This window comes from Streptomyces sp. NPDC015125 (genome assembly GCF_043080045.1).
GTDB lineage: Bacteria > Actinomycetota > Actinomycetes > Streptomycetales > Streptomycetaceae > Streptomyces.
This window is the reverse complement of record NZ_JBIBVF010000001.1, coordinates 527840-540741: the sequence shown is the minus strand read 5'-3', so window position 1 is coordinate 540741 and position 12902 is coordinate 527840. Positions and strand designations below refer to the sequence as shown.

The window sequence follows — 12902 nt, the reverse complement described above, 5'->3', positions numbered from 1 at the left end:
CTCCGGTTGCCGAGGTAACAGAACGCTCACAAAAGGCGGGTGGGCGGGGCGAAGGGGCGTCGCGGTACGTCTTCTAGAAGTCGTCGTCGAAGGAGACCGAGCCCTCGACGGCAACCTGGTAGGCGGACGCCCGGCGCTCGAAGAAGTTGGTCAGCTCCTGGACGTTCTGCAGCTCCATGAAGGAGAACGGGTTCTCCGAGCCGTAGACCGGCGCGAAGCCGAGCCGCTGCAGCCGCTGGTCGGCGACGCACTGGAGGTACTCGCGCATCGAGTCGGTGTTCATGCCCGGCAGGCCCTCACCGCACAGGTCGCGGCCGAACTGCAGCTCCGCCTCGACGGCCTCCTTGAGCATGTCGGTGACCTGCTGCTCCAGCTTGTCGTCGAAGAGGTCGGGCTCCTCCTCGCGGACGGTGTCCACGACCGAGAACGCGAACTCCATGTGCATGGACTCGTCGCGGAAGACCCAGTTGGTGCCGGTGGCCAGGCCGTGCAGCAGGCCCCGCGAGCGGAACCAGTACACGTACGCGAAGGCGCCGTAGAAGAACAGCCCCTCGATGCAGGCCGCGAAGCAGATCAGGTTCAGCAGGAAGCGGCGCCGGTCGGCCTTGTCCTCCAGCCGGTCGATCTTCTCGACCGAGTCCATCCACTTGAAGCAGAACTGGGCCTTCTCCCGGATGGACGGGATGTTCTCCACGGCCGCGAAGGCGGCGGCGCGGTCGTCCGGGTCGGGGAGGTAGGTGTCCAGCAGGGTCAAGTAGAACTGGACGTGCACGGCCTCCTCGAAGAGCTGACGGCTCAGGTACAGCCGCGCCTCGGGGGAGTTGATGTGCTTGTAGAGCGTCAGGACCAGGTTGTTGGAGACGATCGAGTCACCGGTCGCGAAGAACGCGACCAGCCGGCCGATCATGTGCTGCTCGCCCGGCGAGAGCTTGGCGAGGTCGGCGACGTCGGAGTGGAGGTCGACCTCCTCCACGGTCCAGGTGTTCTTGATCGCGTCGCGGTAGCGGTCGTAGAAGTCCGGGTACCGCATCGGGCGCAGCGTCAGCTCGAAGCCCGGGTCGAGGAGGTTCTTGGTGCCGGTGGTGGCGGTGTGGGCGGCGGCCGCGTTGGTTTCGGGTGCGGTGGTCATTACTGGCAGGCCTCGCAGGACTCGGGGTTCTCCAGGGAGCAGGCGACGGCCTCGGGGTCGGTGGCCTGCTGCGGTACGGGGGCACTCGCGGCGGCGGCGCCACCGCGTGCGGACTGCGCGATCCGGGTCGCCGGACGGGAGCGCAGGTAGTACGTCGTCTTGATGCCGCGCTTCCAGGCGTAGGCGTACATCGAGCTGAGCTTGCCGATGGTCGGCGACGCCATGAAGAGGTTCAGCGACTGGCTCTGGTCCAGGTAGGGCGTACGGGCCGCGGCCATGTCGATCAGGGCGCGCTGCGGGATCTCCCAGGCGGTGCGGTACAGCGCCCGGACGTCCTCGGGGATCCATGCGACGTCCTGCACCGAGCCGTTGGCCTCGCGCAGCGCGTCCCGGGTCCGGGCGTCCCAGAGCCCCAGCGCCTTGAGCTCCTCGATCAGATAGGCATTGACCTGCAGGAACTCACCGGACAGCGTCTCGCGCTTGAAGAGGTTGGAGACCTGCGGCTCGATGCATTCGTACACGCCCGCGATGGAGGCGATGGTCGCGGTCGGCGCGATCGCCAGCAGCAGGGAGTTGCGCATGCCGGTGGCCGCGATACGGGTGCGCAGCGCCGCCCAGCGGTCCGCCCAGCGCGGCTCGGCGTTCGGGTAGTGGTCCGGGTGCAGCACGCCGCGGGCGGTGCGGGTCGCGGACCAGGCCGGGTGCGGGCCGTGCCTCTCCGCGAGGTCGGCGGACGCCTCGTACGCGGCGAGCATGATCCGCTCGGAGATCCGGGTCGACAGCTCCTGCGCCTCGGGCGAATCGAAGGACAGCCGCAGCCGGAAGAACACGTCCTGCAGGCCCATCAGGCCCAGACCGACCGGGCGCCAGCGGGAGTTGGAGGTCCCGGCCTGCTCGGTCGGGTAGAAGTTGATGTCCACGACACGGTCGAGGAAGGTGACCGCGGTGCGGACCGTGGCGTCCAGGCGCTCCCAGTCCATCTCCCCGTCGTCACCCAGGTGGGCGGCGAGGTTGACCGAACCCAGGTTGCAGACCGCGGTCTCCCCGTCGTCGGTCACCTCCAGGATCTCGGTGCACAGGTTGGAGGAGTGCACGACCTGGCCGGGTTCGGCGGTCTGGTTGGCGGTGCGGTTGGCGGCGTCCTTGAACGTCATCCAGCCGTTGCCGGTCTGCGCCAGGGTGCGCATCATCCGGGAGTACAGCACCCGGGCGGGGATCTGCTTGAGCGCCCGGCCCTCGGCCTCCAGCTTGCGGTAGGCGGCGTCGAACTCGTCGCCCCACAGGTCCACCAGCTCCGGGGCGTCCGAGGGCGAGAACAGCGACCAGTCGGCGTCCGCCTCCACCCGGCGCATGAACTCGTCCGGGATCCAGTGCGCGATGTTCAGGTTGTGGGTGCGGCGGGCCTCCTCGCCGGTGTTGTCGCGCAGCTCCAGGAACTCTTCGATGTCCGCGTGCCAGGTCTCCAGGTAGACGCAGGCGGCGCCCTTGCGCCGGCCGCCCTGGTTCACGGCGGCGACCGAGGCGTCCAGGGTGCGCAGGAACGGCACGATGCCGTTGGAGTGCCCGTTGGTGCCGCGGATCAGCGAACCGCGGGCGCGGATGCGGGAGTACGACAGGCCGATGCCGCCGGCGTGCTTGGACAGCCGCGCGACCTGGTGGTAGCGGTCGTAGATCGAGTCCAGTTCGTCCAGCGGGGAGTCCAGCAGGTAGCAGGACGACATCTGCGGGTGGCGGGTGCCGGAGTTGAAGAGGGTGGGGGAGGAGGGGAGGTAGGACAGCGAGCTGGTGAGGCGGTAGAGCTCGGCGACGTCGTCCAGGGCGCGGTCGCTGTGGTCCTCCGCGAGGCCGCAGGCCACCCGCAGCAGGAAGTGCTGGGGGGTCTCGATGACCTGACGGGTGGTGGGGTGGCGCAGGAGGTAGCGCGAGTGCAGGGTGCGCAGCCCGAAGTACCCGAACCGGTCGTCGGCACCGTCGGCCAGCGCCCGCTCGACCAGCGCGTCCAGACGGGCCGCGTGGCTGCGTACGAACTCCGCCGTCTCGTCGGCGATCAGGCCTTCGCGGTGGCCGACCTCGACGGAGGCGGAGAAGGCGACCGCCCCCTGTCCGGACGCCTCCTGGGCGATGGCGAGGGTGAGCAGACGCGCGGCGAGCTTGGAGTACTGCGGCTCGTCACCGATCAGTCCGGCCGCGGCATCGATGGCCAGCGACCGCAGTTCGGTCTCGTCGGAACCCGGGTGCCGGCCGCGCAGGGCGGCGGCGGCCACCTTGCCGGGGTCGGTCGCGGTCAGGTCCTCGGTCAGCTCGGTCAGGGTGCGCAGCAGGGCGACACCCGGACCGTCCTCGCCCGGTCCGCCGCCGGCGGTACCGGCAGGCGTGGTCACCACGGGCGGCACGACCTCGGCGTCTGACGCGGGCTCCGTTGGCGCGATGGTCACGTGCTGCTCTCCCTCACTCGGCGGGGGCCGGGAGGGGAGGGACTCGACGGGCGCACGCGGGCATGCGGCACCCCGAAACCGTCAGGGGTGCGCGGGCACACCGCGCGGCGTCCACCGGCCCAACCCTCGGGGCCCGGACGTATCGACACCCGCACCCATGGCGGTGCGGACGTACCATCGGCAGGTCCTCGGACTACACGAGCGCACGCCGGAGCCGGTGTTCCGGCCGGTCGAGCGCGCTCCCACACCGTTGCGGGACAGTTCCGGATTCCCACCGGATTCCCCTGCGGCGACAGCGAGGACGAGCATACATGTGGGGGTGGCCCCTCAAGTGCACCCCCACATCTAGTGTGTCGTGAGTGATCGCACAGTGCCTGTCAGTGGCCTCGGCTATGGTCGGTTTTGCGCTCTCTGCTCCGTCCCGTCGAAGAAGGGGAAGGCCTCATGGCCGCGCTCGCCGACCGTCCGCACATCATGGAGACCGAGCATTTCGAAGAGGCCGCCCGGATACTCGCCCGCCTGGAAGAAGGTGCGCGGTTGGAACTCATCGACGGGAAGGTCAAGAGCAAGCCCATGCCGGACGGGGATCACGGTCGGATCATCGAGTGGCTGACACGCATCTGCATCCAGTCACGCCCCGAGCTGTGGCTCTACCCGGACCAGGGACTCAAGGCGGAGGAGTACCGCAGCGGCCGGGCCCGGCCGGACGGGGCGCTCTCCGTCAGTGGTGCCTTTGTCGGCCAGGGGGAATGGGCAGACCCTGGGCCGGTGTTGATGGTGGTCGAGGTCACGTCCTCCGACTCCGACACGCACCAACGTGACCGCGTGGAGAAGCCCCGTGCGTACGCGGGAGCCGGTATCCCGCTCTATCTGCTCATCGACCGGGAGGAATGCCAGGTGTCGCTCTACAGCGAACCCGACGGCACCCGCTACGAGGACGTCCGCACCGTCCCGTACGGCAAGTCGCTCCACCTCCCCGATCCCGTCGGCATCACCCTCGAAACCGAGCAGCTGAAGAACTGGGTGAACTGAACGACCCACGCCAACGGGCCGCCGCGTTCCCGGAGGAACGCGACGGCCCGTTGCCGGAAGCCGTCCGGCCGGTGGCTCAGTGCCCCGCCGGTGCCCCCGCCGTCTCCGGCGGCAGTTCGACGGCGACGCCCTTGTCACCGGCGTCCGCCGTGTAGTCGGCGGGGCTGGTCTCGTCGATGCCGTCGGGTGCCTTGGCGGCCTTCAGGGCGAAGGTCAGGACGACGGTGACCACGACGTTCAGGACGAAGGCGGTCAGGCCGATGTAGCCGATCTCGCCGATACCGGGGATCTCCGCGCTGGAGCCGCCGAAGTGCTTCTGCGTCGGGCTGGCCACGCCGTAGGCGGCGAGCGTGCCGTAGAGCATGCCGACCGCCCAGCCGGTCAGCAGCGCCCAGCGGTGGAACCAGCGGGTGAACAGCCCGCCGACCAGGGACGGCATGGTCTGCAGGATCCAGATGCCGCCCAGCAGCTGGAAGTTGATCGCGACGGTCTTGTCCATGGTGAGGACAAAGACCAGCGCGCCCACCTTCACCAGCAGCGAGACCAGCTTGGCGACCTTGTGCTCCTGCTCGGGCGTGGCGTCCTGCTTGAGGAAGTCCTTGTACACGTTGCGGGTGAACAGGTTGGCCGCGGCGATGGACATGATGGCCGCGGGCACCAACGCGCCGATGCCGATTGCGGCGAACGCCACACCGGTGAACCAGCTCGGGAACATGTCCTCGAAGAGCTGCGGGATGGCCAGCTGCGGGTTGCCCTGGATGTCCGTGCCGGCCTTGACCGCCATGAAGCCGAGCAGCGCCAGCAGCCCCAGCATCAGGGAGTACAGCGGCAGGATGGTGGTGTTGCGGCGGATCACATTGCGGCTGCGCGAGGACAGCGTCGCGGTGATCGAGTGCGGGTACATGAAGAGCGCCAGCGCCGAGCCGAGCGCCAAGGTCGCATACGCCCACTGGGCGTTGGGGCCGCTGACCAGCTCGCCGCGCGGTTTGCCGGGGACCGGGCCGGGCTGGGCGAGCGCCTTGCCGGCGGTGTCGAAGATCGCGTCGAAGCCGCCGAGCTTGATCGGGATGTAGATGATCGCCACGGCGATGACGAGGTAGATCAGCCCGTCCTTGACGAACGCGATCAGTGCCGGCGCCCGCAGACCCGAGGAGTAGGTGTACGCGGCCAGCACGGCGAACGCGATCAGCAGCGGCAGGTCCTTGACGAACCAGTTGGTGTGCTCGCCGCCGCCGATGCCCATCACGTCCAGGACGGCCTGGATACCGACCAGTTGGAGGGCGATGTACGGCATCGTGGCGAGGATGCCGGTGAGCGCCACGGCCAGCGACAGGCCCTTGGAGCCGAAGCGGCCGCGCACGAAGTCGGAGGTGGTGACATAGCCGTGCTTGTGCGAGACCGACCACAGGCGGGGGAGGAAGGTGAAGATGAGGGGGTAGACCAGGATCGTGTACGGGACGGCGAAGAACCCGGACGCCCCTGCCGCGTAGATCGCCGCCGGGACGGCCACGAAGGTGTAGGCGGTGTAGAGGTCGCCGCCCAGCAGGAACCACGTCACCCAGGTGCCGAAGCTGCGGCCGCCCAGCCCCCATTCGTCGAGATTGGCGGACTGCTCGGCCTTGCGCCAGCGGGCGGCCAGGAATCCCATGACCGTCACGGCCAGGAAGAAGAAGATGAAGACGGCGAGCGCCACGCCGTCGATGCCCTTGGCGGAGGAAGCGGCGAGAACCTCGGAGGTGCCGCTCGCGGTGGCGGTGAGAGTCACTGGGCCGCACCGCCCTTGCGGGCGCGCCGCTCACGCTGCACGAGCTTGTACGCGATCATGGTGAGTGCCGTCGAGACCAGCACCCACGCCATCTGGTACCAGTAGAAGAACGGGATCCCGATGAGCTTCGGCTCGATCCTGGCGTACGAACTCACCCACAGCATCGCCACGAACGGAGCGATCAGGCAGACCCCGGCCACCACACGCGTGGGGGTGACCACCTGTCTGCGATCCGGCGATTCGACCGACTGTGTCATGGCCATGGCTCCGTCCCCTGGCTGTGGCTGTCTCCTGTGTAATGGGCTGGAAATCTATGGCAGGGGCGTGGCGCGCGTCACTAGCTGTCCGCATATCGGTATGGAGAATCCACCCGGGGGCGCTCCCGCGGTGCGGCCGATGGCCTGATTCATCCCGGTTGGGGCGGTAATGGCGGCAGCGGGGGTGTCGAGAGGCGCGCCGCACCCCCGGGTGGGCCCGGGGGGGGGCGTCGGTCCGTGGGACGGGGCGGTCCGTGCGGCGGTCGGTCCGTGGGACGGGGCGGTCCGTGCGGCGGTCGGTCCGTGGGATGGGGCGGTCCGTGCGGTGTTCAGTCCGTGGGACGGCGCAGTCTGGCGACGAACTTGTAGCGGTCGCCCCGGTAGACCGAGCGCACCCACTCCACCGGCTGTCCCTGTGCGTCGAGCGAGTGCCGGGAGAGCATCAGCATCGGCAGGCCGACATCCGTGCCCAGCAGACCGGCCTCGCGCGGTGTGGCCAGTGAGGTCTCGATGGTCTCCTCGGCCTCCGCCAGGCGGACGTCGTACACCTCGGCCAGCGCGGTGTAGAGGGAGGTGTATTTGACGAGGTTCCGGCGGAGCGAGGGAAAGCGCTTCGCCGACAGATGGGTGATCTCGATGGCCATCGGCTCGCCGCTGGCCAGCCGCAGCCGCTCGATGCGCAGCACCCGACCGCCGGTGGCGATGTCCAGCAGACCGGCGAGCCGGTCGTCCGCGGTGACATAGCCGATGTCCAGCAGCTGGGAGGTGGGCTCCAGGCCCTGGGCCCGCATGTCCTCGGTATAGGAGGTCAGTTGCAGCGCCTGGGACACCTTGGGCTTGGCGACAAAGGTGCCCTTGCCCTGGATGCGTTCCAGCCGGCCCTCGACGACCAGCTCCTGGAGGGCCTGACGCACCGTGGTGCGCGAGGTGTCGAACTCCGCGGCGAGGGTGCGCTCGGGCGGGACCGGGGTGCCGGGCGGCAGGGTCTCGGTGATCTCCAGCAAGTGCCGCTTCAGGCGGTAGTACTTGGGTACCCGCGCGGTCCGCGTGCCGCCGCCGCTCTCGGCACCGTTGCCCCCGTCCGTCTCCATGACCCGCCTCTCCGACTCCTGTCGTGCTGCCGTCACCGGCTCCTCCGTACGTAGCGGCTCACATCGTGGCACGGGTGGGTTCCCGCGCTTCCTTGCAGGTCCCCGCTCGTCGGATGTCGGTCCGGTAACGGACCTGACAGCGACTCTTATACACCCTTGACACCCTAAAAGGTCTAGGCCAAGCTGCGGGCGCTGGTCTAAACCATTAAAGACCACACCCGGTCTTGGGGGGAGAGCGCAATGAAGCGTGGGCTCATAGCGGCGACGGTGGTCGCGGCAATGCTGGGGAGCGTCGCCGCCTGTGGGGCCGGTGGCGGCGGCAAGTCGGGCGGGGAGGGCTTCACGGGCCAGAAGCTGACCGTTTGGGTGATGAGTGGGTCGAATCCGGCGCAATGGACCAAACAGGTCTCCGAGCAGTTCAAGAAGAAGACCGGCGCCACCGTCGAGTTCAAGGTCCAGCAGTGGAACGGCATTCAGCAGAAGCTGAGCACCGCCCTTTCCGAGGACACCCCGCCGGATGTCGTCGAAATCGGCAACACCCAGACCGCCGCCTATGCCAAGGCCGGAGCGCTGGCCGATCTCGGCGACCTGAAGAAGGAGATCGGCTCCGACTGGAACGATGCCTTCAACAAGGCCTCGGTCGTGGACGGAAAGCAGTACGCACTGCCGTGGTTCGCCGGAAACCGCGTGGTGATGTACAACAAGAAGATCTGGGCCGAGGCCGGCCTCAAGGGCACTCCCAAGACGCGCAACGAGCTCTTCAAGGCCTTTGCCGCCATCAAGAAGAAGACCGGCGCCGAGCCGCTGTATCTCCCCGGCCAGAACTGGTACTTCCTCGACGGCCTGACTCTTGGCACCGGCGCCGACCTGGTGAAGAAGCAGGGCGGCAGGTGGGTCTCCAACCTCGGCGACCCCAAGGTCTCCAAGGCCATGGACATCTACAAGCAGTACCAGGCCTTCAGCACCGCTCCCAAGAACAAGGACGAGGCCACCCCGCAGCAGGGCGAGGTCTTCGCCAAGGGGAAGACCGGCGCCGTCATCGCCATGGGCTACGAGGCCGCCACCGCCGTCAAGGCCAACCCGGAAATCAAGAACGACATCGGCTTCTTCACCATCCCCGGTGAGACCGCGGCCAAGCCCGAAGGCGTATTCCTCGGCGGCTCCAACTTCGCCGTCGCCGGTATGGGCAAGAACCAGGAACTCGCCAAGGAATTCCTGAAGGTCGCCCTGTCGAAGCAGAACGACGGACAGCTGGTCAAGGAATCCGGCTGGACCCCGAAGTCCGCCGACCTGGCCGGCGTCGCACAGAAGAATCCGGCTGCCGCGGCCGCCGCACCCGCCGCGGAGAAGTCCGGTGGCACCACTCCGCTGATTCCTCAGTGGGCCGCGGTGGAGAACCTGCCGAACCCGATCAAGAGCTATATGACGGCCGTTCTCGGCGGTAAGTCCCCGGCCGATGCCGCCAAGGACGTCGAATCCGAGATCAACGCACGGCTCGCCCAGCAGTAACCGGCGGCTGTCCGCGGGCCGTCCTTCCGCGGACCGCAGGCGCAGGCACAGGCACGGCACCAGGTGCACCGAGGTTCACGGAACAAGACGGAACAGGCGGAAGAAGGGGGAGCAGGGGCCCATGGCAGCGCAGCTCGACGACCCGGTGGACAACACCGTGCCGCAGACCGGCGAGGGAGATGCCCCGCCCACGCGGCGTGGCACAGGCAGCCGGCGGGCGGCGCCCGGCGCTCCTCGTTCCCCCGCCCGCCGCGCTCCTCGTTCCCCCGCCCGCCGCGCCCCGTATCTCCTGCTGCTGCCCGCCCTGCTCGCCACGGCGGTCTTCCTGGGCTGGCCCATGGTGCGCAACCTCCTGCTCTCCTTCCAGAACCTCAATATGAAGGAGCTGATCCAGCACCTCACCGACTGGCGCGGGACCGGCAACTACCAAGAGGTGCTGGGCAGCGAGCAGTTCTGGCGGGTCACCCTCCGCACCCTGGTCTTCACCGCGGTCAATGTCGTCCTGATCATGGTCCTCGGTGTGCTGATCGGACTGCTGCTGGCCCGGCTCGGCAAGAAGATGCGCCTTACGCTGTCCCTCGCGCTGGTGCTGGCCTGGGCCATGCCGGTGATCGCCGCCACCACCGTCTTCCAGTGGCTCTTCGACTCCCGCTACGGCGTCGTCAACTGGCTGCTGGACCAGGCCGGCTGGCACGCCATGGCCCACTACGACTGGGTCGGCACCCAGCTGTCGACCTTCTCCGTGATCACCGTACTGATCGTCTGGCAGTCGCTGCCCTTCGTGGCCCTGAACCTCTACGCCGCCACCACGACCATCCCCAGGGAGCTCTACGAAGCGGCCCGGATGGACGGCGCCGGCACCTGGCAGGTCTTCACCTCCGTCACCTTCCCCTTCCTCAAGCCCTTCTTCCTGGCCACGACGTTCCTGGAGATCATCTGGGTCTTCAAGGCGTTCCCGCAGATCTTTGCGATCAATGAGGGCGGCCCCGACCGGCTCACCGAGACGCTGCCGATCTACGCCTTCACCGAGGGCGTCGGCAACCTCCACTTCGGCATGGGCGCCGCGATCTCCCTGCTGACGATCGTGGTGCTGCTGGCGATGACCGCGTACTACCTGCGTCTGACACTCACACAGGAACGACAAGAGGAGAACGAGCTGTGAAGCGCGCTGTTTCCGCGACGGCCCGCAGCCTCTGGCCCAACGCCACGGCGCTGGCCCTCGCCCTCGGCTTCGCCTTCCCCGTCTACTGGATGTTCAGCACGGCCTTCAAGCCGACCCGGGACATCGTCACCGAAGACCCCGTGTGGTTCCCCTTCCACGGCACCGCCGAGCACTTCGCGACGGCGGTGAACGCCCCCGACTTCTGGGCGCTGGCCGGGAACTCGGTCGTGGTGACCGTATGCGCCGTCGGCCTCTCGTTGGTGATCGCGCTCTGCGGGGCGTTCGCGTTGACCCGGATGCGCTTCAGGGGCCGCCGGGGCATCCTGCTGACCTTCATGATCGCCCAGCTGGCGCCCTGGGAGGTCATGGTGATCTCCATCTACCTGATCGTCCGGGACGCGGACCTGCTCAACAGCCTGCTGCCGCTCACCTGCTTCTACCTGCTGATGGTGCTGCCCTTCACCCTGCTGACGCTCCGTGGCCATGTCGCCGCGGTGCCCAGGGAACTGGAGGAGTCCGCGATGGTCGACGGCTGCTCGCGCCGGCAGGCCTTCCTCAAGGTGGTCTTCCCGCTGCTGGCACCCGGTCTGATGGCCACCTCGCTCTTCGGCTTCATCACCGCATGGAACGAATTCCCGCTCGTGCTGGTCCTCAACAAGGAACCGGCCATGGGCACCCTGCCATTGTGGCTCTCGCGCTTTCAGAGCCAGTTCGGGGACGACTGGGGTGCGACCATGGCCGCCGCCTCGATCTTCGCCGTCCCGATTCTGGTCCTCTTCTTGTTCCTGCAACGCAAGGCGGTCGGCGGTCTCACCTCCGGCGCAGTGAAGGGATAACGCCGCACATGACCTCTTTTGCAGGCTCTGCACGCTCGGTACGCTCCGCCGACACCCTCACCCGCAATGCGCTCGCCGTCCTCCAGCCGGGATTCGCCGGCACCACCGCCCCGGACTGGCTGCTGCGCCGGCTCGGCGAGGGGCTGGCCTCGGTCGGCCTCTTCGGCCGCAATGTCGCCGATCCCGCACAACTCGCCGCACTGACCGACCGGTTGCGCTCCGAACGGGAGGACCTCCTCGTCGCGATCGACGAGGAGGGCGGCGATGTCACCCGCCTGGAGGTACGCGGCGGTTCCTCCTTCCCCGGCAACCATGCGCTCGGCGCCGTCGACGACACCGCCCTGACCCGCGAGGTCGCCCGGGAACTCGGCCGACGGCTGGCCGACTGCGGCATCAACCTCAACTGGGCGCCCTCCGCCGACGTCAACTCCAACCCCGCCAACCCGGTCATCGGCGTCCGCTCCTTCGGCGCCGATCCGCACCTGGTCGCCCGGCACACCGCCGCCTACGTCGAGGGTCTGCAGTCCACCGGCGTCGCCGCCTGCACCAAGCACTTCCCCGGCCACGGCGACACCGCCGTCGACTCCCACCACGACCTGCCGCGCATCGCCGCCGATCTGGCCACCCTCCACCAACGGGAGCTGGTGCCGTTCCGCGCCGCCATCGCCGCCGGCACCCGGGCCGTGATGAGCGCCCACATCCTGCTGCCCGCCCTGGACGCCGACCGCCCCGCCACCCTCAGCCCGGCCGCGCTGCACGGCCTGCTGCGCGCCCCCGTCGCCGAGGGCGGCCTCGGCTTCGACGGGCTGATCGTCACCGACGGGATGGAGATGCAGGCCATCTCCGCCACCTACGGTCTCGAACGCGGCGGTGTGCTGGCCCTGGCCGCCGGTGCCGACGCCCTCTGTGTGGGCGGCGGGCTGGCGGACGAGGGCACCGTGCTGCGGTTGCGGGACGCCTTGGTGCGGGCGGTGCAGGACGGCGAGCTGCCGGAGAGCCGGCTGGCCGACGCCGCGGCACGGGTGCAGTCCCTGGCGCGCTGGACCCGGAGCGCGGGTGCGGGGGAGGGGGCCGCGCCCGCACCCGGGATCGGCCTCACCGCGGCCCGGCGAGCCCTGCGCCTCACCGCCGACGGCCCGTACGAGCCCCTGGCCACGCCCGCGTATGTCGCCGCCTTCACCCCCCTCGCCAATATCGCCGTGGGGGACGACACCCCCTGGGGCGTCGCCGCCGAACTGGCCCGGCTGCTCCCGGGCACCGAGACCACCACCTGCACCGCCGAGTCCGCCGCCGCGGCCGGCCCCGCCGCGCTGATCGGCGGTCTGCTCACGGCGGCCGGGGACCGCCGCGTCGTCGCCGTGGTCCGCGACGTCCACCGTCACCCGTGGATGGCCGACGCGCTGAGCGCCCTCCTCGCCGCCCGTCCCGACACCGCGGTCGTCGAAATGGGCGTCCCCCAGGCCCCGCCCCGAGGTGCCCCGCACATCGCCACCCACGGCGCCGCCCGCGTCTGCGGCCGCGCCGCCGCCGAAATCCTCACCGGGCTCCGGAGGCCGCCGAGCGGGGAGTGAAACCGCTCGCGCCCGCCGGAGCCGACCGGGGGCGCCCGGAGGCGGCCGGGGCCCGGCTGCACCCCTGCCCTCATCCGGCCGCATCCCGCCGGAAGCCCCGCCCGACGCCAGGCTG

Annotated in this window: 10 protein-coding genes and 1 riboswitch; of the genes, 5 read left to right on the top strand and 5 right to left on the bottom strand. The window is 69.3% G+C overall.

Annotation, left to right across the window (positions count from 1 at the left end; genetic code table 11):
• Positions 1-73: 73 nt before the first annotated feature.
• Together ACF088_RS02305 and ACF088_RS02300 are read right to left on the bottom strand one after the other, a co-directional pair.
• Positions 74-1129, bottom strand: coding sequence for a ribonucleotide-diphosphate reductase subunit beta (locus ACF088_RS02305; protein WP_392373481.1), 1056 nt, complete (start codon positions 1127-1129; stop codon positions 74-76).
• Positions 1129-3564, bottom strand: a complete 2436-nt coding sequence (locus ACF088_RS02300; protein ID WP_392373480.1) for a ribonucleoside-diphosphate reductase subunit alpha — start codon at positions 3562-3564, stop codon at positions 1129-1131. The genes ACF088_RS02305 and ACF088_RS02300 overlap by 1 nt, the downstream gene beginning before the upstream one ends.
• Positions 3565-3747: 183 nt before the next feature.
• Positions 3748-3848: riboswitch (cobalamin riboswitch) on the bottom strand.
• A gap of 160 nt (positions 3849-4008) precedes the next feature.
• On the opposite strand from ACF088_RS02300, the gene ACF088_RS02295 reads away from it, so the two are divergent.
• The gene (locus tag ACF088_RS02295; protein ID WP_392373479.1) at positions 4009-4596 is read left to right on the top strand and encodes a Uma2 family endonuclease; all 588 of its coding nucleotides are present in this window, start codon (positions 4009-4011) and stop codon (positions 4594-4596) included.
• A gap of 76 nt (positions 4597-4672) precedes the next feature.
• Here the strand turns inward: ACF088_RS02295 and mctP are convergent, their stop codons facing one another.
• The 3 genes from mctP to ACF088_RS02280 form a co-directional block, all read right to left on the bottom strand.
• The gene (gene mctP / locus ACF088_RS02290) at positions 4673-6298 is read right to left on the bottom strand and encodes a monocarboxylate uptake permease MctP (protein WP_392373973.1); all 1626 of its coding nucleotides are present in this window, start codon (positions 6296-6298) and stop codon (positions 4673-4675) included.
• A gap of 59 nt (positions 6299-6357) precedes the next feature.
• Complete coding sequence (locus tag ACF088_RS02285) at positions 6358-6618, bottom strand: DUF3311 domain-containing protein (protein ID WP_392373478.1); 261 nt, start codon at positions 6616-6618, stop codon at positions 6358-6360.
• A 329-nt stretch (positions 6619-6947) separates the two neighbouring features.
• On the bottom strand, positions 6948-7709 hold the full coding sequence (locus tag ACF088_RS02280; protein ID WP_392373972.1) for a GntR family transcriptional regulator: 762 nt from the start codon (positions 7707-7709) through the stop codon (positions 6948-6950).
• A 240-nt stretch (positions 7710-7949) separates the two neighbouring features.
• Here ACF088_RS02280 and ACF088_RS02275 point away from each other — a divergent pair, with 240 nt between their 5' ends.
• From ACF088_RS02275 to ACF088_RS02260, 4 genes are all read left to right on the top strand, one after another.
• Entirely contained in the window at positions 7950-9218 is a 1269-nt protein-coding gene (locus tag ACF088_RS02275) for an extracellular solute-binding protein (RefSeq protein WP_392373477.1), read from the top strand.
• Between the two features lie 121 nt (positions 9219-9339).
• On the top strand, positions 9340-10380 hold the full coding sequence (locus ACF088_RS02270; protein WP_392373476.1) for a carbohydrate ABC transporter permease: 1041 nt from the start codon (positions 9340-9342) through the stop codon (positions 10378-10380).
• The gene (locus ACF088_RS02265; protein WP_392373475.1) at positions 10377-11216 is read left to right on the top strand and encodes a carbohydrate ABC transporter permease; all 840 of its coding nucleotides are present in this window, start codon (positions 10377-10379) and stop codon (positions 11214-11216) included. The genes ACF088_RS02270 and ACF088_RS02265 overlap by 4 nt, the downstream gene beginning before the upstream one ends.
• Before the next feature lie 8 nt (positions 11217-11224).
• Positions 11225-12787 carry a glycoside hydrolase family 3 protein gene (locus tag ACF088_RS02260; protein ID WP_392373474.1) on the top strand — a complete coding sequence of 521 codons (1563 nt, stop codon included), beginning with the start codon at positions 11225-11227 and terminating at the stop codon, positions 12785-12787.
• Positions 12788-12902 lie beyond the last annotated feature (115 nt).

Bases quoted from the DNA above. Each gene is read 5' to 3' on its own strand.
- ACF088_RS02305 (WP_392373481.1), bottom strand. From the start codon at position 1,129: ATGACCACCGCACCCGAAACCAACGCGGCCGCCGCCCACACCGCCACC.
- ACF088_RS02295 (WP_392373479.1), top strand. From the start codon at position 4,009: ATGGCCGCGCTCGCCGACCGTCCGCACATCATGGAGACCGAGCATTTC.
- ACF088_RS02285 (WP_392373478.1), bottom strand. From the start codon at position 6,618: ATGACACAGTCGGTCGAATCGCCGGATCGCAGACAGGTGGTCACCCCC.
- ACF088_RS02280 (WP_392373972.1), bottom strand. From the start codon at position 7,709: ATGGAGACGGACGGGGGCAACGGTGCCGAGAGCGGCGGCGGCACGCGG.
- ACF088_RS02275 (WP_392373477.1), top strand. From the start codon at position 7,950: ATGAAGCGTGGGCTCATAGCGGCGACGGTGGTCGCGGCAATGCTGGGG.
- ACF088_RS02270 (WP_392373476.1), top strand. From the start codon at position 9,340: ATGGCAGCGCAGCTCGACGACCCGGTGGACAACACCGTGCCGCAGACC.
- ACF088_RS02260 (WP_392373474.1), top strand. From the start codon at position 11,225: ATGACCTCTTTTGCAGGCTCTGCACGCTCGGTACGCTCCGCCGACACC.